The sequence below is a fragment of the Streptomyces griseus subsp. griseus genome (assembly GCF_000720255.1).
GTDB classification, from domain to species: Bacteria; Actinomycetota; Actinomycetes; order Streptomycetales; family Streptomycetaceae; genus Streptomyces; species Streptomyces griseus_I.
The window spans coordinates 124,447-146,117 of the sequence record NZ_JOJE01000002.1; the positions used below are offsets into that span (position 1 = coordinate 124,447).

Genomic DNA, 21,671 nt, shown 5'->3' on the forward strand with positions numbered 1-21,671 from the left:
GGATCGGCCGCGGCGGCGCGGAGCACGGAGGGGAGCCGCCGCGGCCGCGGTGCGTTCGGGGCGGCGTTCAGGACAGCCGAGCGGGTGTGAACGGCCGGCGCGTGACAGAGCGCGAGCGCGCCCTCACCCCGCGGGTGCCGTTACGCCGGGCGCCACAAGAGAGATGACCTGAGGCTTTGCATGACCATGCGAGAGCATGCATACTCTTCCTATGTCCAAGGTCCTCACCTCCCTTCCCGCCGGCGAGCGCGTCGGCATCGCCTTCTCCGGCGGTCTCGACACCTCGGTCGCGGTCGCGTGGATGCGTGACAAGGGCGCCATCCCCTGCACCTACACCGCCGACATCGGCCAGTACGACGAGCCCGACATCGCCTCGGTGCCGGGGCGGGCGAAGACCTACGGTGCCGAGGTCGCGCGCCTGGTCGACTGCCGCGCGGCGCTGGTCGAGGAGGGCCTGGCCGCGCTGACCTGCGGGGCGTTCCACATCCGCTCGGGCGGGCGGGCGTACTTCAACACGACGCCGCTCGGCCGCGCCGTCACGGGCACGCTCCTGGTACGGGCGATGCTCGAGGACGACGTGCAGATCTGGGGCGACGGCTCGACCTTCAAGGGCAACGACATCGAGCGGTTCTACCGCTACGGTCTGCTCGCCAACCCGCACCTGCGGATCTACAAGCCCTGGCTGGACGCGGACTTCGTGACCGAGCTCGGCGGCCGCAAGGAGATGTCCGAGTGGCTGGTCGCCCACGGCCTGCCCTACCGGGACAGCACGGAGAAGGCGTACTCCACCGACGCCAACATCTGGGGCGCCACCCACGAGGCGAAGACGCTCGAGCACCTGGACACCGGCGTGGAGACCGTCGAGCCCATCATGGGTGTGCGGTTCTGGGACCCCGAGGTCGACATCGCCACCGAGGACGTCACCATCGGCTTCGACCAGGGCCGGCCGGTCACCGTCAACGGCAAGGAGTTCGCCTCCCCCGTCGACCTGGTGATGGAGGCCAACGCCATCGGCGGCCGCCACGGCCTGGGCATGTCGGACCAGATCGAGAACCGGATCATCGAGGCCAAGAGCCGCGGCATCTACGAGGCGCCCGGCATGGCCCTGCTGCACGCGGCCTACGAGCGGCTCGTCAACGCGATCCACAACGAGGACACCCTCGCCCAGTACCACGCCGAGGGACGGCGCCTGGGCCGGCTGATGTACGAGGGCCGCTGGCTGGACCCGCAGGCCCTGATGATCCGCGAGTCGCTCCAGCGCTGGGTCGGCTCCGCCGTCACCGGCGAGGTCACCCTGCGGCTGCGGCGCGGTGAGGACTACTCGATCCTCGACACCACGGGCCCGGCGTTCAGCTACCACCCGGACAAGCTGTCCATGGAGCGCACCGAGGACTCGGCGTTCGGTCCCGTCGACCGGATCGGCCAGCTCACCATGCGCAACCTCGACATCGCCGACTCGCGCGCCAAGCTGGAGCAGTACGCGGGTCTCGGTCTGATCGGCACGGGCAGCCCCGCCATCGGTGCCGCCCAGGCCGCCGCGACCGGCCTGATCGGCAGCATGCCGGAGGGCGGCGCCGAGGCCATCGCCTCCCGCGGTGAGGTCTCCGACGAGGACGTGCTGCTGGACCGCGCGGCGATGGAGTCGGGCAACGACTGACCGGCGACAGCGACGGAAGGGGCCGGCTCGGCGACGGGCCGGCCCCTTTCCCGTTCACATCAGCCGGTCCCGCAGCTCGCCCTTCAGCACCTTCCCGCTCGCGTTCCTCGGCAGCTCCCCCACGAACTCCACCGCCCGGGGCACCTTGTAGTTGGCCATCTCGTGGCGCGCCCAGGCGATGAGCTCGTCCCCGGTGAGCCGGGCTCCCGGCCTGCGCACCACGTACGCCGTGCCGACCTCGCCGAGGCGCGCGTCGGGTACGCCGATCACCGCCACGTCGGCGACGTCGGGGTGGAGACCCAGGCGCTGCTCTATCTCCGCCGGGTAGGCGTTGAAGCCACCGACGATGTACATGTCCTTGACGCGGTCGGTGATGCGGAGGTTGCCCGACTCGTCCAGGACGCCGACGTCGCCGGTGCGGAGCCAGCCGTCGGGGGTCAGGGCCTCGGCGGTGGCCGCCTCGTCCTCGTAGTAGCCGCGCATGACGTTGAAGCCGCGGACCAGGATCTCCCCGGGGACGCCCGCCGGGAGCGTGACCCCGTCCGGGTTCACTGTCCGCACCTGCGTGCCGGGGATCGGGCGGCCGGAGGTGGCTGCGATCACCGAGGGGGCGTCGTCGCGGCGGCACATGGTGACGATGCCGCTCGCCTCGGAGAGGCCGTACGCGGTGAGGACCGTGTCGACGCCGAGTTCGCCCCGGAGACGTTCGACCAGGCGCAGCGGCACCACGGCCGCCCCGGTGACGACCAGTCGTAGCGCGGACAGGTCGTGGGCGGTGCGGGCGGGGTGGTCGAGGAGGGACTGGTGCAGGGTCGGGGGGCCGGGCAGGACGGAGACGCGTTCGGCCGCCACGTTCGCCAGGACCGTGTCGACGTCGAACACCGGCTGCGGGATCATCGTGGCGCCCCGCATGAGGCAGGCGATGACGCCCGCCTTGTAGCCGAAGGTGTGGAAGAAGGGGTTGACGATGAGGTAGCGGTCGCCGCGGCGCAGACCCGCGAGGTCGCTCCACACCTCGTACGCCCGCAGCGTCTGGGCGTGAGTGATCACCGCGCCCTTCGGGCGGCCCGTCGTACCCGAGGTGAAGACGATGTCCGAAGGGGAGGACGGGGAGACGTCCGCGGACCTCGCCCGCACGTCCGCTCCGCTGACGCCCTCCCCACCGGCCAGGAAGTCCTTCCAGGTGTGGAACTCGGCGGGGGCGTCGTCGGCGAGGACCACCACCTGCTCCAGCGCCGGGAGTCCCGGCAGCGGCCCGGTGCCGTCTCCGTGCGCGGTCGCCCCCCGGAGCGCGGCCACGTACGACGTCCCCAGGAACGTGCCGGTCACGAAGAGCAGCCGGGCGCCGCTGCGGCGCAGTACGTCCGCCGCCTCCGCCCCCTTGAAGCGGGTGTTGAGGGGGACCAGCACCGCGCCCGCCGACACCGCGCCCAGCGCCGCGACCATCCAGTCGAGGGAGTTGGGGGCCCAGACGGCCACCCGGTCCCCGATGCGCACCCCGTGCGCCATGCACGCGGCCGCGGCGCGCTCCACCCGCGCGCCCAGTTCCGCGTAGGTGACACGGGTGCGCCCCTCCACGACCGCCTCGACGTCCGCGTACCGCTCGGCGGCCGACCGGACCAGGCCCGGAACAGCGCCCCACTCCACATCTCCGCCCACGGTGAGCCTCCGGTTCAACAGCAGCTGACTGTCCGTCAGATTAGCTGTAACCTGACGACCTGTCAGCAGCCGGGCACCCTCGCGGAGGTGGTCACAGCATGGCCGGACTCAAGGACGCCACCGCCATCGTCGGTATCGGACAGACCCCGTTCGCCAAGCGCCTCCCCGAGGACGAGCGCACGCTCGCCTGCCGTGCCGTGCTCGCCGCGCTCGACGACGCCGGCATCGCGCCCGGCGAGGTCGACGCCCTCGCCTCGTTCACCATGGAGGAGACCGACGAGGTGGAACTGGCGAAGGCGGTCGGGTTCGGCGACCTCACCTTCTTCAGCAAGGTCGGCTTCGGGGGCGGCGGTTCATGTGCCACGGTCGCCCATCTCGCCGCCGCCATCGCCTCCGGGCAGGCCTCCGTGGGGGTCGCCTGGCGGTCGCGGAAGCGCGGAAGCGGCCCCCGGCCGTGGACCAACACCGCGGTGCAACTCCCCACCCCGGGACAGTGGACGCGGCCCTTCGGCCTGCTCCGGCCCGCCGACGAGATCGCCATGCTCGCCCGCCGCCACATGCACGAGTACGGCACCACCCGCGACCACCTGTTCAACGTGGCCCTCGCCTGCCGCAACCGCGCCAACCAGAACCCGGCCGCCCTCATGTACGACCGCCCGCTGACCCGCGAGATGTACATGACCTCCCGCTGGATCAGCGAGCCCCTCTGCCTCTTCGACAACTGCCTGGAGACCGACGGTGCGTTGGCCTGTGTCGTCGTCTCCCGGGAGCGCGCCCGGGACTGCCGGCGGCCGCCCGTCTACGTCCACTCCGCCGCCCAGGGCCTGCCCGCCCAGCACCACGGCATGGTCAACTACTGGAACGACGACCCGCTCACCGGACCCGCCTGGACCGCGGCCCGCCATCTGTGGAAGCACGCCGACCTCACCCCCGAGGACGTGGACGTCGCCCAGATCTACGACGCGTTCACGCCGCTCATCCCGCTCTCCCTGGAGGGCTACGGCTTCTGCGGGCGGGGGGAAGGCGGCGCCTTCACCGAGGGCGGTGCGCTGGAGATCGGCGGACGGCTGCCGATCAACACCGGCGGGGGCGGGCTCAGCGAGGCCTATGTGCACGGCTTCAACCTCATCAACGAGGGCGTGAAGCAGCTGCGCGGGACCAGCACCGCCCAGGTTCCCGGCGCCGCCACCTGCCTCGTCACCGCCGGCGAGGGAGTCCCCACCTCCGCCCTGCTGCTGAGGAGTTGAGATGCTCCAGCCGATCATCGACGCCGACGGCGCCCCCTTCTGGCAGTACGCGGCGCAGGGCGAGCTGCGCGTCCAGGCCTGCGCCGACTGCGGCGAGCCCCGCTTCCCGCCCCGGCCCTGCTGCCCCCACTGCCAGTCCTTCGCGAGCGAGTGGCGGTCGATGTCCGGCCAGGGGCGCGTCTGGTCCTACGTCGTCCCCCATCCGCCCCTGCTGCCCGACTACGCCGAGCAGGCCCCGTACAACGTGGTCGTCGTGGAGTTGGCGGAGGCACCGCGCATCCGGCTGGTCGGGAATCTGGTCGCCCGGGCGGGAGCCGCGCTCAACTCCCTGCCGGCGGACCGGATACGGATCGGGGCCCGGGTGCACGTCGTCTTCGACGAGGAGTCCGGGCTCCCCCAGTGGGTACTGGAGCGTTCGTGAGCTTGCGCATCAGCACCTACGCGGACACCGGCGTCGCCGTCGTCACCCTCGACCGGCCGAAGCGGCTGAACGCGATCGACCTCGACACGGCCGCAGAACTGTCGGCCACCTGGCGGGCGTTGCGGTACGACGACTCCGTACGGGCCGTCGTGCTCACGGGGGCCGGGGACCGCGCGTTCTGCACGGGGCTCGACCGGGACGCGGTCGTCCCGCAGCCCGACTCCCCCTACATGCAGGACGATCCGCTGCTCAGCATCGGCCCGAAGGCGAACGACCTGTGGAAGCCGGTCGTCGCCGCCGTGGAGGGGATGGCCTGCGGGGGCGCCTTCTATCTGCTCGGGGAGTGCGAGTTCGTCGTCGCGGGGGCCGGGGCCGAGTTCTTCGACCCGCACACCAGCTACGGCATGGTCAGCGCGTACGAGTCGGTGCTGATGGCGCAGCGGATGCCGTTCGGGGAGGTGGCCCGGATGATGCTGATGGGGGCGGCGGAGCGGATAGGGGCGCGGCGGGCCCATGAGATCGGGCTCGTCTCCGAACTGACGGAGGCGGGAGCCGCGTCGGCCGCCGCCCAGGAGCGGGCCGCCGTCATCGCCGGGTATCCCGCGGAGGCCGTCCAGGGGACCGTGCGGGCGTTGTGGGCGGCCAAGGAGGGGGCACGGGCCCAGGGATTCGCCCAGGCTCCGCATCTCATCACGCTGGGCAACCTGCCCCCGGACCGCCAGGCGGAGCTGTTCGCGAGGCGGTCGGGCGCCGGGCCCCGGATCCGTTAGAGGCCGCCCCTTTGGGTCAATTGGGGCTGCCGCCCTCGGCTGGTTCCGCATATTTCGACATCGGAGAACCCGCAACGTATCCTGCGATTGAGGGTTTTCTCACGAACGGGTGCCCATCCCACGCTAGGAGCATCGGTATGCCTGGCAGCGAATCCGGCGACCGTGTGATTTTTTTCGCGGACAAGAATTTCCTCGGCCTGGGTCAGTTCCTTGCCGAAGGATCCTATGATTCGTCGGACTTGAGTATCGGAAACGACGCCGTCAGTTCCGTCAAGGTGCCCTCGGGTTTGGCAGTGCGACTCTATGAGCACTGGCACTTTCAGGGTGGCCATCTGGACGTCGGTCAAGACGCCCCGGACCTCGGCGGGTGGGCAAGGACAGCAAGTTCGGCCGTCGTTTACAAAGCGGCCGATCCTCCCCCCGAGATCACGAAGATCGTTCTTTACGAAGGTCCGCAAATGAGTGGTGCGGCTCGGGTCGTCGGGCCGTTCAATTTCCCGCAGGAGGAAACGCACCCTCAGGTCCCGCTGGGCTCTGCGCTCATCCCGGATGGAATGGTTCTTCGAGTTTATCCAGAAGTAGTGTTCAGCCCGTCCATCGGCTACACGGACTACTTCAGCGACATCATGAACCTGGGCCCCCGGAGCGCCGATAAGTACTCGTGGAAAGCGTACAAACAGCCCGGGTGAGTTCAGTCCGCCGGTGCGGACGGCTCCGGTGCGCAGCGGTCGACCTTGGCCGCCAGGCCCGGGTTGGCCAGGGGCACCTGCACCTTCGCCGTGTCGTTCGCGGCGACGAACTCGTCCACGGTCCGCAGGTCCACCTGGTCGGACTTGGCGTCGAGGAACTTGACGGTGATGGTGAAGAAGTAGCCCGTGGAGTTGGGGTTGGTGACCTCGACCGTGGCGTACGCGTCAGCCTCCGTCACGCAGCTCACCAGCTCGACCGTGGCGTCCCGCGCGGCCGAGGAGGTGGTTCCGGAGGAGCCGCCCGAGCTGCCGGTGTCGTAGTCGTCATCGTCGTCGTAGTCGTGGTAGCGCGAACCGCTCGAACCGCCCCCGGACGACGACGAGCTGTCGTGGTCCTGGCTGGAGCTGCTGCACCCGCCGCCCCCGCCGCTGCCATGACTGCTGCCGTGGCCGTGACCGCGACTCGTCGAGAAACCGGTCAGCGACAGGACGACCAGTGCGGCCACCGCTGTCAGCCTGATGCTGCGTCCCCGTGAATGCATGACTGCCACCCTACGCACCGCCTGTCACGGTCATGTCACCGCGTGGCGATGGTCGCGTACCCGGCGTAGCGTCTGGGCTGAGAGCGGCGAACGGGCCGCTCCCCGGTGCGGCGGCCGCCGTCTGGATCCCCTTCCGTGCGCCCGGTACGACGGCCGTCCCCGGTCAGGCCCAAGGCGGCCCGACCGGTCTCCGGGCCGGTCAGGCCGTGCGCGCGGTCCCGGTCCCCTTCTCCGCGTCCAGCGCGTACACACAGCGGTCCTTGCTGCACGCGTACACCACGCCGTCGCGGACCACCGGGGAACCGGTGATCTCACCGCCGGTGGCCAGCTTCCAGCGCAGCCGGCCGTCGTCGGCCTTCAGCGTGTACAGCAGGTGGTCGGTGGAGCCGAAGTGGATACGGCCCTCGGCCACCGCGGGGGCGCCCACGATGTCGCCGCCCGCCTGGAAGCGCCACTTCGGGGTGCCGGTGACGGCGTCCAGGGTGTAGAGGCCCTTGCCGCTGCCGACGTGGACGTGCCCGGCCGCGACCAGGACCGGTTCGACGGAGGCCCGGGCCTCGGTGGCGATGCGCCAGCGGTCGCGGCCGTCGGTGGCGTCGAGGGCGTAGACCGTGCCGAGGTAGTCGGCGAGGTAGACGCCGCCGCCGGTGACCGCGGGGCCGGGGACGAAGGCGGGCGGGGAGAGGAAGACCGCGGGGGCCTCGAAGTGCCAGCGGACCCTGCCGCTCGCCACGTCGACGGCCAGGACGCGGGAGCCCGCGGAGAGGTACACGTAGCCGTCGGGGCCGTGCGTCACCCGGACGGGGACACCGCTGCAGGAGGCCGCGTCACCGATGGGGTACGACCAGCGCTCGTCGCCGGTGCGGGCGTCCAGGGCGCGCAGGCGGGCGTCCTGCCAGACGAAGGCCGTGCCGTCGTGCAGGGCGGGGCCGGCCTCGGGGGACTCGAAGTCGGTCTGACAGCCGGTGATCTCCCACAGCTTCTGACCGCTGGAGGCCTCCCAGGCCTGGACGCCGCCGCCGCGGGTGCCGGTGAGGACCGTGCCGCGGTCGGCCTTGAGGGAGTACACCCAGGCGTCCGTGGACAGCCGCCACAGGTCGCCGCCCTCGCGGGCGTCCAGGGCGAACAGGGTGGGGCCGTCGGAGGCGTGCACGCGGCCGTCGGCGACCGCCATGGACCAGGCGACGTCCCGCGTCTTGAAGCGGCGGCGGCCGGTGGCCACGTCCAGGGCGTGCACCTCGAAGGAGGTGACGTAGACGAGGTCGTCGGCGACCTTGGGGGTGCCCCAGACGTCGTTGGACATGCGGAACCGCCAGGGGCGCCAGCCGGCCGCCGTCTCCGGGGGCACCGGGGGCGGCGCGGGTACGGCGGGATCGGCGCCGTTGAGCCCCGGGCGGGGCCGGGACCAGGAGGCGACCAGGCCGGCCTCGGGCGGGGGCGCCTTGACGGCGGCGGCGCGGGCGTCGGCGACGCGCGGGCCGGGACCGATCGGGACGGGCGCGCCGGCGAGGCGAACGGGGCCGGTGTCGGGGGCGCCGACGGGCACGGGCTGCGGGGCGGGCACGACGGGGTCGTGGGAGGGCGGGGGCGGGACCGCGGGGCGGCCACCGCTGCGGGGCCCGGCGGGCGCCCCCTGCACGGACGTACGGCCGCCGCGGCGCGTCTCGATGAGGGCGACGGCCTTCTCGGGCAGCCACGCCGACGCCGTGCCGCTGTCGTCGGAGCCGGAGCCGAACAGGTGCGGGGCGAGCTGGGCCTGGAGGTCGGCGGGGTTGGGGCGGCCCGTCGCCTCCATCTGCATGCAGGACTCGATGAGCGGGCGCAGCTCGTCCGGGAGGCCTTCGAGGTCGGGCTCCTCACGCAGCAGCATGAAGACCGTCTCGACGGGGTTGGCGCCGTGGAAGGGCGGGTGCCCGGTGGCGGCGAACACGAGCATCGAGCCGAGCGAGAACACGTCGCTGGCGCCCGTGACGCTGCGGGAGTCCTTGGCCTGTTCGGGGGACATGTAGGCGGGCGTACCGACGGCGACGTTCGTCATCGTCAAACGAGTGTTCGAAACGCCGGAGGCGATACCGAAGTCGATCACCCGGGGGCCGTCCTCGACGACCAGCACGTTGGACGGCTTGAGGTCGCGGTGGACGAGCCCGGCGCCGTGGATGGACTGCAGGGCCTCCGCGACGCCCGCCGCGAGCCACCGCACCGCCTGGGCCGGGAGGGGCCCGCAGTCGTTCACTATCTCCTCGAGCGAGGGCGCCGGCACGTACGCGGTGGCCAGCCACGGCACGGCGGCGCGCGGGTCGGCGTCCACGACGGCGGCCGTGTAGAAGCCGGAGACCGCCCGGGCCGCCTCCACCTCACGCGTGAAGCGGACACGGAACAGCTGGTCCTCGGCGAGCTCCGTGCGGACGGTCTTGATCGCCACGCGCCGGCCGGACGCCGAGCGCGCGAGATAGACGAGCCCCATGCCGCCGGCCCCCAGCCGTCCCAGCACTTCGAACGGCCCGATCCGCCGCGGATCGTGCTGCGTCAGCTGACCCACCACTTGCCTGCCACCTCCCCGTACGAGCCGCGTGGCTCACCTGTGTACGCGACCCCGTGCAGCGTCTCACCACCGCACCGCCATGGCGGCACGCACCCCGATTCTTCCTGGCCGGGCCACAGGTTGCGAACCCGGTGACAATTGGGATGTCTTACCTGTTACCAGGTTCCACCAGGACAAATATGCCGCCTCAGCGCTCCAGCACAGCGAACGACGCCCCCTGATTGTCGGTGACGACGCCGACCGTTCCGTACGAGGTCTCGAAGGGTCCCGCCTGGACACGGCCGCCGAGCCGGTTCACCGTCCCGAGTGCCGCCACACAGTCCGCCACCCGGAAGTGGACCAGGAAGTGCGGCGGCATCTCGGCCGGGAACACGTCGTAGACAAGGGCACGGCCGAAGTCGGGGTCGGCGTCGGGGCCGAAGAGGGCGTCGTGGAAGAGGTCGCCGTAGAAGGTGTTCGCGGCCTCGGTGTCGCGGGTGTACAGCTCGGCCCAGACGAAGGTGCCCCGCTCGCGGCGGCGGCCGAAGCCCGGGTGCTTGTGGGGCTGCCAGAGGCCGAAGACGGCACCCTCCGGGTCGGCGGCGAGGGCGGCGAGGCCCAGGTCCCCGACCGGCATGGGGGCGGTGACGACCTGGCCGCCCGCGGCCCAGATGCGGTCGGCGAGGCCCTCGACGTCCGGGGTGGCGAAGTAGACCGTCCAGACGGTGGGCATCCGGCCGTCCGTCTTGCGCCCGAGCGCGGCGACGGGCTCCCCGTCCAGTCGCGCCCACACGGAGGGGCCGTACGCCTCCTTGAAGGTCCACCCGAAGAGCTCACCGTAGAACCGCTCACCCGCCGCCACATCGGGCAGCTGGGCGTCCACCCAGCAGGGGACGCCCTCTCTATACGCGGATGCCCTGTTTTCGGCCATGCAGCCAACGTAACGTCGGCTCCCGCAGGCCGCAGACCAGGCACACCCGCCCCGCAGCACCCGCACACCCCATTTGCAGTCGGCCGAATCGCGCTCCCATCACCCCTCGGTAAGCTGACGACATGACAGGACAAGTGCGTACCGTCGACGGCCGCGTTGCCGGTCGGCGCGGGCAGGCGACGCGGCAGAAGCTGCTGGACTGCCTCAGCGAGATGCTCAGCTCCTCTCCGTACCGGGACGTCAAGGTCATCGACGTCGCCCGGAAGGCGGGCACTTCGCCCGCGACCTTCTATCAGTACTTCCCCGACGTCGAAGGCGCCGTCCTTGAGATCGCCGAGCAAATGGCCGCGGAGGGCGCCGGTTTGACCGAGCTGCTCGAGGGCCGGTCCTGGGTCGGCAAGTCCGGCTGGCAGACGGCACAGGAACTCGTCGACGGGTTCCTGGAGTTCTGGAAGAAGAACGACGCCATCCTCCGCGTGGTCGACCTCGGTGCCGCCGAAGGCGACAAACGCTTCTACAAACTCCGTATGAAGATCCTGAACTCGGTGAACAACTCCCTGGTGGACGCCGTCAGCGAGTTGCAGTCCAAGGGCAGGGTCGACAAGGACGTGAACCCGGCCGCGATCGCCGGCTCGGTCGTCGCGATGCTCGCGGCGGTCGCCTCGCACCAGAAGGGCTTCCAGACGTGGGGCGTCAAGCAGGCTGAACTGAAGCCGAATCTGGCGCTGCTGGTGCATCTGGGGATCACCGGCAAGAAGCCGACGAAGTAGGCCCGGCCCCCCTCCCCCTCTTACACGGTCAAGTCCTGTCTGTCAGGCGGCGGTCACCCTCGGGTGGCCGCCGCCTGCCGTGCTGTGTGCGGGCCGTGGCCGATCCCTCACCAGCTGCTACGCCGGCAGTGGACGGCCCTGCACCAGTTGCTACGCGGGCAGTGGACGGTCCTGCACCACGTGCTTCATCACCAGCGTGGACGTCAGCCGTTGCACCCCCGGCAGCGTCGCCAGCCGCTCGTCGTACAGCCGCTGGAAGGCCGCGAGGTCGGCCGTCGCCACCCGCAGCAGATAGTCCGGGTCACCGAACAGCCGCTGCGCCTCCAGTACGTGTTCCACCTCGCTGACCGCCCGCTCGAACTCGGCGACCGTGTCCCGGTCCTCCTGCCGCATCGAGACGAAGACCAGCGCCTCGAAGGTCAGCCCGACGGCGACCGGGTCCACGACCGCCCGGTATCCGGTGATCGCCCCCGACCGCTCCAGCTCCCGCAGCCTGCGGTGACAGGGCGAGACGCTCAGCCGCACCCTTCCGGCCAGCTCGGTCACGGTCAGCCGCCCGTCGTGCTGCAGCTCGGCAAGAATCTTCCGGTCCATGTCGTCCATGAGGCAGATCTTCCCTCACTCCCGGCGGTTCCGGGCAAACTTCGGGAACACCTTTGGCCAGATCGCGCCTAATGTCCCCGTCATGGACTCCACCACGCTGATTTCCTTCCTCGCCCTCGATCTGCTGCTGGTGTGCGTGCCGGGCGCGGACTGGGCGTATGTGATCTCGGCAGGACTGCGCGGGCGCTCGGTGGGCGCGGCGGTCGGCGGGCTGGTCTCCGGGTACGCGCTGCACACCGTCCTCGCGGCGGCCGGGCTCGCGGTCCTGGTCGCGGGGTCTCCGGCGCTGCTCACCGGGCTGACGGTGGTGGGGGCGGCCTACCTGGTGTGGCTGGGGTGGGGGGTGCTGCGCAGGCCGTGGGTGCCGGAGGCCGGGGAGACGGTGGTCGCGGGCGCCGGTCGGGTCTTCCTGCGCGGGGCCACGATCAGCGGCCTGAACCCCAAGGGGCTGCTGCTCTACCTGTCGGTCCTGCCCCAGTTCCTCGTCACCCGGGACGCGCACCTCCCCGTCCCCGCGCAGACCGCCGTCCTGGGGCTGCTGCACATGGCGTGCTGCGTCGCCGTGTACGCCGCGGTCGGCCTCCTCGCCCGTGCGGTGCTCGGCGCCCGGCCGGCCGCGGCCCGGGCGGTCACCCGGACGTCGGGGGCGGCGATGCTGGGGATCGGGGCGTTTCTGCTGGTCCAGCGGCTGGCGCTCGGCGGCTGAGCCGGAACAGCCGGATCTCCCGCTCCACCCGCTGCTGGTACGTCGCGTACGGCGGCCAGAACGCCAGCACCGCCTGCCAGGCCACCGCCCGCTCCTCCCCCGTCAGCAGCAGGGCCGTGACCGGGACGTCCTCGCCCTTCCAGCTGATCTCCGCGTCGGGATGGGCGAGCAGGTTGTGGGTCCAGGCGGGGTGCCCGGGCCTGCCGAAGTTGGAGCCGACGAGCAGCCAGCCCCGCCCGCCGCCCTCGGGCATGCAGGCCAGCGGCGTACGACGTGGCAGCCCGCTGCGCGCGCCGGTCGAGGTGAGGACCACCCCTGGCAGCATCTGGGCGCTGAGCAGCACCTTTCCCCGGGTGAGCCGGTGCACGGCACGGTCCAGCGCGGGCACCAGGTGCGGGGCGACCTTCGCGAAGCCCCGGGTCGAGGACACCTTCTGCACCACTCGGACGCCGATCACACCGCCACCTCCGTCCGCTCGAACAGTCGCGCTTCGTCGGCGGCGTGCGCCCGCAGCCGGTGCACCGGCCCGAAGAGCAACTCGTCGCCCGCGGCCCGCTTGAAGTACAGGTGGGCCTCGTGCTCCCAGGTGAAACCGATGCCGCCGTGCAGCTGGATCGCCTCCCCGGCGGCGGTGCGCAGCGCCTGGAGCGCCTGGGCCAGGGCGAGGCCGCCCACCCTTTCCTCGTGCGCGGTCGCCCAGGCCGCGTAGTAGGCCGCCGAGCGCGCCGCCCGCACCTGGACGTGGACGTCGGCCAGCCGGTGCTTGACGGCCTGGAAGGATCCGATCAGCCGCCCGAACTGCGCCCGCTGCCCGACGTACTCGACGGTCCGCTCCAGCGCCCGGTCGGCGGCGCCCACGGCCTCGCAGGCGAGGAGGGCAGCGAGCCCGTCACCGAGGGCGGACAGGGCCGCCGGGACGTCCGCGTCCGACGCGCCGAGCAACGCGGCTTCCACGTTCCGGAGCTGGACGCGGGCCCGGGGCCGGGTCGGGTCCAGGGCGGTCTGCCGGATCCGGACCAGCCCCGCCGCGTCGCCGGGGACGAGGAAGAGGAGGGTGCGGGAGCGGGCGAACCCGCCGGTGTGGGCGGCGACCAGGAGGATCCCCGCGCTGTGCCCGTCGAGGACCTGGTCGGCCTCCCCGTACAGCCGCCACGCGTCCCCGTGCCCCCGCCGGGCCTGGACCCCGCCCGCGCGGCCGCCGCCGGCCCAGTCGCCGTCGTTGCCGCCGGTCAGCGCGAGGGCGGTGGTGAGGCCGGGGCCGGGCAGCGCGAGGGCTGCGGTCAGGGTGCCGGAGGCGAGGCGGGGCAGCAGGTCGGCGCGCTGGGCGTCGGTGCCGAGGGCGAGGAGGAGGGGGGCGGCGAGTCCGGCGGTGGCGAGCAGGGGCGTGGGGGCGAGTGCGCGGCCCGTCTCCTCGCAGGCGAGAGCGAGTTCGGTGACGGAGCAGCCGACACCGCCGTACTTCTCGGGCAGGGCGAGTCCGGGCAGGCCGAGCTGTTCGGTTAGGGCGGTCCACAGGGCCGCGTCGTGGCCGGCGGGGGTGTCGAGCGCGGCACGCAGCTCATGGGGTCCGCAGCGTTTGTGGAGCACCTCGCGCAGGGTGCGGCGGATCTCGTCCTGTTCGGCGGTGAAGCTCGCGTCCATGGCCGGCCTTCCCTCCCGATCTGACGGTCCGTCATATTAGGGGCGCCGAACGGAAGCGGGAAGGCTGTCGGGACCGCCGGACCTGATATACCGTCAGATTCATGGTGGCTCCTGGGAACCGCAAGGTGGCCGTGGTCGGCGTCGCCCTCTCGGACTGCGGCCGTGTCGACGACGCGACGCCCTACGCCCTGCACGCGCAGGCGGCCCGCCGGGCCCTGGCGGACGCGGGCCTCGACCGCACGCGGATCGACGGCTTCGCCTCGGCCGGCCTGGGCGTCCTCGCACCGGTGGAGGTCGCCGAGTACCTGGGCCTGCGCCCCACCTGGGTGGACTCCACCTCGGTCGGCGGCTCCACCTGGGAAGTCATGGCCGCCCACGCGGCGGACGCGATCGCCGCGGGCCACGCCAACGCCGTCCTGCTGGTCTACGGCTCGACGGCCCGCGCCGACATCCGGGCCGGCCGCCGCACCGGCGACCTCTCCTTCGGCGCGCGCGGCCCCCTCCAGTTCGAGGTCCCCTACGGCCACACCCTGATCGCCAAGTACGCGATGGCCGCCCGCCGTCACATGATCGAGTACGGCACGACGATCGAGCAGCTGGCCGAGGTGGCCGTCCAGGCCCGGGCGAACGCGGCCCTGAACCCCGGGGCGATGTACCGCGACCCGATCACCGTCGACGACGTCCTGTCCGGCCCGATGATCGCCGACCCCTTCACCAAGCTCCACTGCTGCCTGCGCTCCGACGGCGGCGCGGCGGTGCTGCTGGCCGCCGAGGAGTACGTGCGGGACTGCCGCACCGCCCCCGTGTGGGTCCTCGGCAGCGGCGAGCACGTCTCGCACGCGAGCCTGTCGGAGTGGGAGGACTTCACGGTCTCCCCGGCGGCGGTGAGCGGGCGGCTGGCGTTCGCGCGGGCGGGCGTGCGGCCGCAGGAGATGGACTTCGCCGAGCTCTACGACGCGTTCACCTACATGACCCTGGTGACCCTGGAGGACCTCGGCTTCTGCGCGAAGGGCGAGGGCGGGGCGTTCGTGGAGAAGGGGCGGCTGACCCTGTCGGGAGCCCTGCCGGTCAACACGGACGGGGGTGGGCTTTCGGCCCAGCACCCGGGCATGCGGGGCCTGTTCCTGCTGGTGGAGGCGGTACGGCAGTTGCGGGGCGAGGCGGGTGACCGACAGGTGCGGCGCGCGGACGGCGCGTTGCCGCGCCTGGGGGTGGCCTCCGGCACCGGCGGCTGGTTCTGCTCGTCCGGAACGGTGGTACTGGGCCGGGAATGACCGACTGTTCCGGGTGCGGCGGAAAAACGGAAGAACCAAACGGAAGAACGCGGCAACCTTTCCGGCTTCGGCGACCACTGAGGTGTCGCAAGCTCCGCCGTCCGCAGGACGTGCTCCGCCGAACCGCGTAAGGATTCGTCCGTGACATCCCCCTCGCACCGCCGCGCCCGTCCCGCCCGGCGCCCGGTCCGCGTGCCCCTGCTCACCGTGGTCGCCGTGGCGGCCGTAGCACTCGTCGTGTCCCTGGTGATCGCCCTCCGCCCCGACGGCGGTCACGGCGGCCGAAGCGAGGCCGGCCAGGACAGGGCCGCGTCCGTCGCCGGCGCCGGGAAGGACACGCAGCCCACGCCGACGGCCGAGTCGGCGTCCCCCTCGCCGTCCACGGCGTCCCCGACCCCGAAGGCGAGCACCAAGGCCCCCACCAAGTCGGCCAAGCCCAGCACCACGCCCGCGTCCGCGCGCGCCGCCGCCGAGCCGGCACCCAGGAAGCCGGTCACCGCCGCCGCGCCGTCGTCCGGCCGGATCCGCCCCGGAGCCACCTATCAAGGGGTGGCCACCGCCTACGACAGCAACGGCGACGGCGCCTGCTCCTACGGGCCGACCTCCGACGTCATGAACGCCGCGATGAACGTCACCGACTACGAGACGTCCCGGGCGTGCGGTGCGTACGTCCTCGTCCGCGCGTCCGGCGGCAAGTCGATCACCGTCCGGATCACCAACGAGTGCCCCGCCCCCTGCCAGCCGGGCCAGCTGGACCTCAGCCAGCAGGCGTTCGCCAAGCTGGCACCCCTGTCGACCGGCCGGATCGCGATCACGTGGAGCCTGTTGAGCCCCGCCACCTCCGACACCATCTCGATCCGCTACAAGACCGGCTCCACCCAGTACTGGTGCGGCATCCAGGCCATCGGCCACCGCAACCCGCTGGCCCGCCTGGAGGTCCGTACGAGCGGCGGCTGGAAGGCGCTGCCGCGCACCGGCTACAACTACTTCCTCTCCGAGCAGGGCGCCGGGTGCGGCAGCGCGATCCGGCTCACCGACATCTACGGGGAGCGGCTGACCGTCGAGGGTCTCGCGGTGCGCGCGAACGTCGTGCAGGCGACGCGGGTCCAGTTCGCCCGGCACTGACCCGATACTCGGAGCATGGCTACGGATCTTCATGAGCTGCTCAGGTCGCTTCGGGTGTGGGACCCGGAGGTGACCGAGCTTCCGGTGTTCGCCCCGGAGGCGGCGCCCGGCGAACCCCTGCCCCTCTTCACGGCGTGGTTCGCCGAGGCGGTGGCGGCCGGTGAGCGCGAGCCGCACACGATGACGCTGGCGACCGCGGACGAGGAGGGGCTGCCGGACGCCCGCATCGTGATGCTGCACGGCGCCGACGCCGACGGCTGGTCCTTCGCGACCCACGCCACCAGCCGCAAGGGCCACCAGCTCGCCGCCCGCCCCTACGCCTCCCTCACCTTCTACTGGCCCGTCCATGGCCGCCAGATCCGCGTGCGCGGCCCGGTCTCCGCAGCCCCGGCGCGGGAGGCGCAGGCCGACCTGCACGCCCGCTCGACGGGAGCGCTGGCCGCCGCGCTGACCGGCCGCCAGAGCGAAGTGCTCGGCTCCCTGGAGGAGTTGGCCCGCGTTTCACAGTCCGCCTGGGAAGCGGCCCAGGAGGATCCGACCGCCGAGTCCCCCACCTGGACGCTGTACCACCTCCACCCGGACGAGGTGGAGTTCTTCCAGGGGGACGAGCGGCGGCGGCACGTACGGCTCAGCTACCGGCGGGACGGGGCCGGCTGGGCCAAGGTGCTGCTCTGGCCCTGACGAAGAGGACGACCTCGGGGAGGGCGCCCGCCATGGAGACGGGGATGCCGTCCGGGGTCTCCCAGAGGGTGCGGCCGCCGTGGGAGAGGCGGGCGTCGAGGTCCCGGATGAGGCGCCACTGAGGTGTGGCGGTCACGGCAGCTCCACCTCCGGGTCCGTTGCCAGGCGGGCGTGGAGGTGGACGTCGCGGAAGGCGCCCCTGCGGCCGGCCTCGTACATCGCGCCCCGGAGCGTGCCCTCGTACGGGAAGCCGCAACGCTCGGCGATGTGACAGGAGGCGTCGTGGCCCAGGGCGTGGCCGAGTTCCAGGCGGTACAGCCCGAGGTCGGTGAGGGCCCAGCGGGCGGCGAGGACGAGGGCGCGGGTGGCGATGCCCCGGCCCCGGGCCTCGGGCAGGATCCAGTAGCCGACGCGGGCCACGCGGAAAGCGGGGTCGATCATGTTGACGCCGACATGCCCCAGCGTCGTACCGTCCGCCGCGTCCGTGACGCGGAACGACGCGCTGGTGCCGTCCGCCGCCTGTTCCGCCTTCCTCCGCAGGGACAGACGGGCGCCGTCGAGGTCCGTGACCGGAGTCATGGGGGTGTTCCAGCGCAGGAACTCCGGGTCGGACAGCCCGCGCAGCCAGATCTCCGCCTGGCTCTCGGAGTCCGCGTCCCAGTGACGCAGCCGAAGGCCGTGACCGTGGAGTTCGGGGAAGGGATGGGTGAGGGACTGCTCGCTGGAGTATGCCATCGGATCATTCAAGCCGGGGGCGGGGCGCGGTACAGCTCGATTACGGGGGCTGCGCAAGCACGCCGTGGTCCTTGGCCGGCCTCCCCGCATGCCTCTCACCGTTGATCAAGTGGCCGGATACCTGGATCGGGGTCTGGACGCCGACCTGGCGCGCTGGTTCCCCGACGAGCCGAAGGCCGGGATCCCGGCGTCGACCCGCCCGGTCGAACCGTTCCTCGCCAGGCTCCCGCGCGACGCCGCGACCGCGTCGGCCGCCTTCGACCGCCGGGTCCGGTCGGGAACCATGCCGGAGTTCCTCGACATGCACGACTGGTCGTACGGCTTCGACTTCGCGGCCAACGACTGCCGAACCTCGACTCCGACTACGAGACGGAGCTCTCCGACTACGACGTGTGGTCCATCGGCGCCGACGGCGGCGGCGACTACTACGTCGTGCTCACCAACGGCAGGGTGGCGCTGTGGTTCCACGAGGAGGAGGTCATCGAGGCCCACACTCAGTTCGACAACCTCGCCGTCTTCCTGTGGTCGGTCGTCCGGTATCACGCCGTACGCGCCGGTGCCCTGGACCTGGCGGCGGTCGAGGCCGACTTCCGCGCCCTCGGGCAGCCCGGAGCGCCGGCACCGGAGATCGGGCTCCTCGCCGTGCTGTCCTGACGACACGTTCTCGGACAGCTCTCTCAGGGCTCCACACCCCAGCGTCGGGCGAGTGCCTTCAGGCGTTCGAGTTCGCGTCGGGCCGCGGTCGGGTGGGCGAGGTCGAGGGCCATTCCCGCGCGGGCGGTGACGTAGAGGACGTCCTGGCGGGCGGCGGCATCGAGGCCGGGGGCAGTCCGGAGGCGACGGGCCGTGACGCTCAGGTAGATCGCGATGCTGTCCAGTTCCTCGCGCAGATGCACGGGAAGCGCCCGCCGCAGTTCGTCCTTGACGTAGTCGCGCGTCTGCCGGTCGGCCTCGCAGGGGCGCAGGCGCGGGGGAGCCCACGGCAGGCCGGCCGCGCAGGCTTCGTCGTAGAGGTCCGCCACCCAGGCGCGTGCCGAGGCGGCGTCCCCCTCGGCGGCGGCCTCGCGGGCCGACTCCAGCAGGGAGCGCAGTCGGGCACGGATCTCGGGATCCTCGCCGGTGCGGGCCTCCAAGTAGCCCGACCACACGTCGAACGCCTTGTTCAGCTCGGCGTCCTGCATGAAGTGGTACACGTCCGGCAATCCATGCCCCTCCCGTCGGGCCGTCCTGGTGTGGACGGCAGCCGAACACGATAGGCGGGGCGCTTCGGCACTGCCGGTGAATTTTTCCGACCGGGACCGGCTCGACTCCTCACGCGCCCGGAGCCGACCTCCTGAACACCGGTACGCCCTCCCGGAACGTCACCTCCAGCTCCAGCCCCGCCCGCAGCTCCCCCGCCTCGCACCCCACCACCTCCGTCGTCATCCGCGGCCCCTCGGCGAGGTCGACCACGGCGGCGACGTACGGGGTGCGCTCCCCGAAGGGCGGCAGGTCGTTGCGGTGGACGACGGACCAGGTGTAGAGGGTCGCGCGGCCGGTGGCGGGCTGCCAGGTGACGTCCTCGCTCCAGCAGTGCGGGCAGAACTCCCGGGGGTAGTGATGCGCCCGCCCGCACGCCCCGCAGCGCCGCAGCAGCAGCCGCCCCTCTGCGGCCGCGTCCCAGTAGGCGCGCGTGAAGGCGTCGGGTTCGGGGAGGTCGTGGCGGAGGGCGCCGGCCACCTCAGAACCACCCCAGCGCGCTGTCCACCGACCACGTCTGCCAGGACATCCCGAACAGCGCCACCACCGAGGTCAGCGCCATCATCGCGTTCTGCCCCTGCTCGGCCCAGTCGTGGATCATGAGGGTGAAGTAGAGGAGGTTCAGCACCAGCCCGCCGACCAGGGCGACGGGCGTCAGGAATCCCGCGACGAGACCCAGACCCAGTGCCAGTTCGGCGTACACGACGACGTACGCCATCGTTCGCGGACGCGGTGCCACCACGACGTCGAAGCCGGACCGTACGGCGCTCCAGCGGTGCTTGGCCGCGACGTCCGCCGCCCACGCGATACCGGTCCCGCGCTCGAACCAGCCCTTCTTGTCCTTGTGGCGCCAGCTCTCCAGCCACCACAGCCCGAGCCCGACCCGCAACACGGCCAGCCAGTCCGCCCCGTTGAGCCAGATCGCGTCCATGAATCTGACGGTACGTCAGATCGGTCGGTGGGGGAAGCGCCCCAGGCGCCCCCGTGACGCACCACCCCTTGAAGCTGTGCATCGCGCGACGCCGGTCCACGCGCCCCGGCGTCGCGGCACACCTCCGCTTCAGCCGCCTCCGAACCATCACGACCGGACTCCCCGCGCTACCGGTCCCACCCATCCCTCCCACACCCGTGATCAATCCGCAACCAATTCCGGTCTTGACCGAGACCCATCAACACGCCATCTGATTACGCTCGCGCTCATGGCCGACTCCACCCCGCCCCCGCCCCCCACCGGGTCACCGACCGGGTCCACGACCCCGCACCCCGCCGACCGCCCCGTCTACGTCATCGGCGGCGGCCCCGGCGGTCTCGCCGCCGCGTACGCGCTGCGCGCCCGGGGCCTGCGTGCCGTCGTCCTGGAGAAGTCGGACCGCGTCGGGGCGTCCTGGCGGGGCCACTACGACCGGCTGCACCTGCACACCACCCGGCGGCTGTCGGCCCTGCCGGGGCTGCCGATGCCGCGGCGGTTCGGGCGGTGGGTGTCGCGGGACAACGTGGTGCGGTACCTGGAGAAGTACGCCGAGCACCACGAGCTGGAGATCGTCACCGGCGTCGAGGTGTCCCGCGTGGAGCGCTCCGCGGACGGTACGGGCTGGCTGCTGCACGCCACCGGCGGCCGTGAACTGACCGGCGCCGCGGTGGTGATCGCCACCGGCTACAACCACACGCCGCGCATCCCGGACTGGCCGGGCCGGGACTCCTACTCCGGCGAGCTGCTGCACGCCCGCGACTACCGCAACGCCAAGCCCTACGCCGGCCGTGACGTCCTCGTCGTCGGCATCGGCAACACCGGCGCCGAGATCGCCGTCGACCTGGTGGAGGGCGGCGCCTCCCGGGTGCGCCTCGCCGTCCGCACCGCTCCGCACCTGCTGCGCCGTTCCACGGCGGGCTGGGCGTCCCAGTACACGGGCGTCCTGGTCCGGCGTCTGCCGGTCGCCCTCGTCGACCGGTGCGCCAAGCCGCTGGCGAAGCTGAGTGTGCCGGACCTGTCCGCGCACGGGCTGCCCCGCCCCGACACCGGCCTGTACAGCAGGGTCAACGAAGGCGCCATTCCCGTACAGGACGTCGGCCTCATCGACGCCGTGCGCAAGGGGAAGGTCGAGATCGTGGCGGCGGTCGACGGCTTCGACGACGGCAAGGTGGTCCTCGCCGACGGCACCCGTGTCTCCCCGGACGCGGTCGTCGTGGCCACCGGTTACGTCCGCGCCCTGGAGGGTCTCGTCGGCCACCTGGACGTTCTCGGCCCCCGCGGCAAACCGGTCGTCCACGGCGCCCGCGCCCCACGCAACGCCCCCGGCCTGTACTTCACCGGCTTCACCAACCCGATCAGCGGCATGTTCCGCGAGCTGGCCCTGGACGCGGAGAAGATCGCCAAGGCGATCGCACGAGAGGGGGCGGGAAAGGTGTCCGGAATCCCGCGCTGACCCGGCGCCCGGTGTCGGGGATCCTGGACCGACCGCG

At 72.2% G+C, this 21,671-nt stretch carries 24 protein-coding genes; 12 read left to right on the forward strand and 12 right to left on the reverse strand.

Features of this window, described 5'->3' with window-relative positions; translation table 11 throughout:
* Window positions 1-211: 211 nt before the first annotated feature.
* A complete protein-coding gene (gene argG, locus IG99_RS04180; RefSeq protein WP_037669899.1) occupies window positions 212-1,657 on the forward strand; it encodes an argininosuccinate synthase in 1,446 nt (481 codons plus the stop codon).
* Window positions 1,658-1,711: 54 nt separating this feature from the next.
* Here argG and IG99_RS04185 read toward each other — a convergent pair whose 3' ends face one another.
* The gene (locus IG99_RS04185; protein WP_037669901.1) at window positions 1,712-3,316 is read right to left on the reverse strand and encodes a FadD3 family acyl-CoA ligase; all 1,605 of its coding nucleotides are present in this window, start codon (window positions 3,314-3,316) and stop codon (window positions 1,712-1,714) included.
* Between the two features lie 98 nt (window positions 3,317-3,414).
* Here IG99_RS04185 and IG99_RS04190 point away from each other — a divergent pair, with 98 nt between their 5' ends.
* The 4 genes from IG99_RS04190 to IG99_RS04205 all read left to right on the forward strand — a co-directional run bounded on the left by IG99_RS04190 (window position 3,415) and on the right by IG99_RS04205 (window position 6,443).
* Window positions 3,415-4,563 (forward strand): lipid-transfer protein, encoded by a 1,149-nt coding sequence (locus IG99_RS04190; RefSeq protein WP_037669903.1) that lies wholly within the window; start codon window positions 3,415-3,417, stop codon window positions 4,561-4,563.
* Window position 4,564: 1 nt separating this feature from the next.
* Window positions 4,565-4,984: a Zn-ribbon domain-containing OB-fold protein gene (locus tag IG99_RS04195; protein WP_037669904.1), complete on the forward strand. Its 420-nt coding sequence runs from the start codon at window positions 4,565-4,567 to the stop codon at window positions 4,982-4,984.
* Window positions 4,981-5,754: an enoyl-CoA hydratase/isomerase family protein gene (locus IG99_RS04200; RefSeq protein ID WP_078947525.1), complete on the forward strand. Its 774-nt coding sequence runs from the start codon at window positions 4,981-4,983 to the stop codon at window positions 5,752-5,754. Before IG99_RS04195 ends, IG99_RS04200 begins: the two co-directional genes overlap by 4 nt.
* Window positions 5,755-5,891: 137 nt before the next feature.
* Window positions 5,892-6,443, forward strand: coding sequence for a hypothetical protein (locus tag IG99_RS04205; RefSeq protein ID WP_037669907.1), 552 nt, complete (start codon window positions 5,892-5,894; stop codon window positions 6,441-6,443).
* 2 nt (window positions 6,444-6,445) lie between these two features.
* Here IG99_RS04205 and IG99_RS04210 read toward each other — a convergent pair whose 3' ends face one another.
* From IG99_RS04210 to IG99_RS04220, 3 genes are all read right to left on the reverse strand, one after another.
* Complete coding sequence (locus tag IG99_RS04210; protein ID WP_037669909.1) at window positions 6,446-6,985, reverse strand: hypothetical protein; 540 nt, start codon at window positions 6,983-6,985, stop codon at window positions 6,446-6,448.
* Window positions 6,986-7,184: 199 nt separating this feature from the next.
* Window positions 7,185-9,527: an outer membrane protein assembly factor BamB family protein gene (locus IG99_RS04215; protein ID WP_037669911.1), complete on the reverse strand. Its 2,343-nt coding sequence runs from the start codon at window positions 9,525-9,527 to the stop codon at window positions 7,185-7,187.
* Between the two features lie 187 nt (window positions 9,528-9,714).
* A complete protein-coding gene (locus IG99_RS04220) occupies window positions 9,715-10,437 on the reverse strand; it encodes a VOC family protein (protein WP_078947526.1) in 723 nt (240 codons plus the stop codon).
* A gap of 134 nt (window positions 10,438-10,571) precedes the next feature.
* Here IG99_RS04220 and IG99_RS04225 point away from each other — a divergent pair, with 134 nt between their 5' ends.
* Window positions 10,572-11,207, forward strand: a complete 636-nt coding sequence (locus IG99_RS04225; protein WP_037669915.1) for a TetR family transcriptional regulator — start codon at window positions 10,572-10,574, stop codon at window positions 11,205-11,207.
* Between the two features lie 150 nt (window positions 11,208-11,357).
* Here the strand turns inward: IG99_RS04225 and IG99_RS04230 are convergent, their stop codons facing one another.
* Window positions 11,358-11,810 (reverse strand): Lrp/AsnC family transcriptional regulator, encoded by a 453-nt coding sequence (locus IG99_RS04230; RefSeq protein WP_037669916.1) that lies wholly within the window; start codon window positions 11,808-11,810, stop codon window positions 11,358-11,360.
* Between the two features lie 82 nt (window positions 11,811-11,892).
* Between IG99_RS04230 and IG99_RS04235 the strand changes: the two genes are divergently transcribed.
* Complete coding sequence (locus IG99_RS04235) at window positions 11,893-12,516, forward strand: LysE family translocator (RefSeq protein WP_037669918.1); 624 nt, start codon at window positions 11,893-11,895, stop codon at window positions 12,514-12,516.
* Here IG99_RS04235 and IG99_RS04240 read toward each other — a convergent pair.
* Together IG99_RS04240 and IG99_RS04245 are read right to left on the reverse strand one after the other, a co-directional pair.
* Window positions 12,440-12,973 carry a nitroreductase family deazaflavin-dependent oxidoreductase gene (locus tag IG99_RS04240; RefSeq protein ID WP_051864918.1) on the reverse strand — a complete coding sequence of 178 codons (534 nt, stop codon included), beginning with the start codon at window positions 12,971-12,973 and terminating at the stop codon, window positions 12,440-12,442. The two genes, IG99_RS04235 and IG99_RS04240, sit on opposite strands and share 77 nt — an antisense overlap.
* On the reverse strand, window positions 12,970-14,157 hold the full coding sequence (locus IG99_RS04245; RefSeq protein ID WP_037669920.1) for an acyl-CoA dehydrogenase family protein: 1,188 nt from the start codon (window positions 14,155-14,157) through the stop codon (window positions 12,970-12,972). Before IG99_RS04245 ends, IG99_RS04240 begins: the two co-directional genes overlap by 4 nt.
* 104 nt (window positions 14,158-14,261) lie before the next feature.
* Between IG99_RS04245 and IG99_RS04250 the strand changes: the two genes are divergently transcribed.
* From IG99_RS04250 to IG99_RS04260, 3 genes are all read left to right on the forward strand, one after another.
* Complete coding sequence (locus IG99_RS04250) at window positions 14,262-15,431, forward strand: thiolase C-terminal domain-containing protein (protein WP_037670232.1); 1,170 nt, start codon at window positions 14,262-14,264, stop codon at window positions 15,429-15,431.
* 141 nt (window positions 15,432-15,572) lie between these two features.
* A complete protein-coding gene (locus IG99_RS04255) occupies window positions 15,573-16,556 on the forward strand; it encodes an expansin EXLX1 family cellulose-binding protein (protein WP_037669922.1) in 984 nt (327 codons plus the stop codon).
* A gap of 15 nt (window positions 16,557-16,571) precedes the next feature.
* The gene (locus IG99_RS04260) at window positions 16,572-17,237 is read left to right on the forward strand and encodes a pyridoxine/pyridoxamine 5'-phosphate oxidase (RefSeq protein ID WP_037669924.1); all 666 of its coding nucleotides are present in this window, start codon (window positions 16,572-16,574) and stop codon (window positions 17,235-17,237) included.
* Here IG99_RS04260 and IG99_RS48610 read toward each other — a convergent pair.
* Together IG99_RS48610 and IG99_RS04265 are read right to left on the reverse strand one after the other, a co-directional pair.
* The gene (locus tag IG99_RS48610; protein ID WP_158973133.1) at window positions 17,185-17,373 is read right to left on the reverse strand and encodes a hypothetical protein; all 189 of its coding nucleotides are present in this window, start codon (window positions 17,371-17,373) and stop codon (window positions 17,185-17,187) included. The two genes, IG99_RS04260 and IG99_RS48610, sit on opposite strands and share 53 nt — an antisense overlap.
* Window positions 17,370-17,972, reverse strand: a complete 603-nt coding sequence (locus IG99_RS04265; RefSeq protein ID WP_037669926.1) for a GNAT family N-acetyltransferase — start codon at window positions 17,970-17,972, stop codon at window positions 17,370-17,372. Before IG99_RS04265 ends, IG99_RS48610 begins: the two co-directional genes overlap by 4 nt.
* A 390-nt stretch (window positions 17,973-18,362) precedes the next feature.
* Between IG99_RS04265 and IG99_RS50085 the strand changes: the two genes are divergently transcribed.
* Window positions 18,363-18,626: a hypothetical protein gene (locus IG99_RS50085; RefSeq protein WP_234311751.1), complete on the forward strand. Its 264-nt coding sequence runs from the start codon at window positions 18,363-18,365 to the stop codon at window positions 18,624-18,626.
* A gap of 23 nt (window positions 18,627-18,649) precedes the next feature.
* Here IG99_RS50085 and IG99_RS04275 read toward each other — a convergent pair whose 3' ends face one another.
* The 3 genes from IG99_RS04275 to IG99_RS04285 form a co-directional block, all read right to left on the reverse strand.
* On the reverse strand, window positions 18,650-19,165 hold the full coding sequence (locus IG99_RS04275; protein ID WP_234311752.1) for a hypothetical protein: 516 nt from the start codon (window positions 19,163-19,165) through the stop codon (window positions 18,650-18,652).
* Between the two features lie 118 nt (window positions 19,166-19,283).
* The gene (locus tag IG99_RS04280) at window positions 19,284-19,691 is read right to left on the reverse strand and encodes a Zn-ribbon domain-containing OB-fold protein (protein WP_037669931.1); all 408 of its coding nucleotides are present in this window, start codon (window positions 19,689-19,691) and stop codon (window positions 19,284-19,286) included.
* A gap of 1 nt (window position 19,692) precedes the next feature.
* Window positions 19,693-20,142 (reverse strand): hypothetical protein, encoded by a 450-nt coding sequence (locus IG99_RS04285; RefSeq protein ID WP_037669933.1) that lies wholly within the window; start codon window positions 20,140-20,142, stop codon window positions 19,693-19,695.
* Window positions 20,143-20,410: 268 nt separating this feature from the next.
* Here IG99_RS04285 and IG99_RS04290 point away from each other — a divergent pair, with 268 nt between their 5' ends.
* The gene (locus tag IG99_RS04290; RefSeq protein WP_037669935.1) at window positions 20,411-21,634 is read left to right on the forward strand and encodes a flavin-containing monooxygenase; all 1,224 of its coding nucleotides are present in this window, start codon (window positions 20,411-20,413) and stop codon (window positions 21,632-21,634) included.
* Window positions 21,635-21,671: the final 37 nt, after the last annotated feature.

Excerpts from the sequence above, each read along its gene's own strand:
- argG (WP_037669899.1), top strand. The coding sequence starts at position 212 with ATGTCCAAGGTCCTCACCTCCCTTCCCGCCGGCGAGCGCGTCGGCATC.
- IG99_RS04190 (WP_037669903.1), top strand. The coding sequence starts at position 3,415 with ATGGCCGGACTCAAGGACGCCACCGCCATCGTCGGTATCGGACAGACC.
- IG99_RS04195 (WP_037669904.1), top strand. The coding sequence starts at position 4,565 with ATGCTCCAGCCGATCATCGACGCCGACGGCGCCCCCTTCTGGCAGTAC.
- IG99_RS04205 (WP_037669907.1), top strand. The coding sequence starts at position 5,892 with ATGCCTGGCAGCGAATCCGGCGACCGTGTGATTTTTTTCGCGGACAAG.
- IG99_RS04210 (WP_037669909.1), bottom strand. The coding sequence starts at position 6,985 with ATGCATTCACGGGGACGCAGCATCAGGCTGACAGCGGTGGCCGCACTG.
- IG99_RS04220 (WP_078947526.1), bottom strand. The coding sequence starts at position 10,437 with ATGGCCGAAAACAGGGCATCCGCGTATAGAGAGGGCGTCCCCTGCTGG.
- IG99_RS04230 (WP_037669916.1), bottom strand. The coding sequence starts at position 11,810 with ATGGACGACATGGACCGGAAGATTCTTGCCGAGCTGCAGCACGACGGG.
- IG99_RS04235 (WP_037669918.1), top strand. The coding sequence starts at position 11,893 with ATGGACTCCACCACGCTGATTTCCTTCCTCGCCCTCGATCTGCTGCTG.
- IG99_RS04245 (WP_037669920.1), bottom strand. The coding sequence starts at position 14,157 with ATGGACGCGAGCTTCACCGCCGAACAGGACGAGATCCGCCGCACCCTG.
- IG99_RS04260 (WP_037669924.1), top strand. The coding sequence starts at position 16,572 with ATGGCTACGGATCTTCATGAGCTGCTCAGGTCGCTTCGGGTGTGGGAC.
- IG99_RS04265 (WP_037669926.1), bottom strand. The coding sequence starts at position 17,972 with ATGGCATACTCCAGCGAGCAGTCCCTCACCCATCCCTTCCCCGAACTC.
- IG99_RS04285 (WP_037669933.1), bottom strand. The coding sequence starts at position 20,142 with ATGGACGCGATCTGGCTCAACGGGGCGGACTGGCTGGCCGTGTTGCGG.
- IG99_RS04290 (WP_037669935.1), top strand. The coding sequence starts at position 20,411 with ATGGCCGACTCCACCCCGCCCCCGCCCCCCACCGGGTCACCGACCGGG.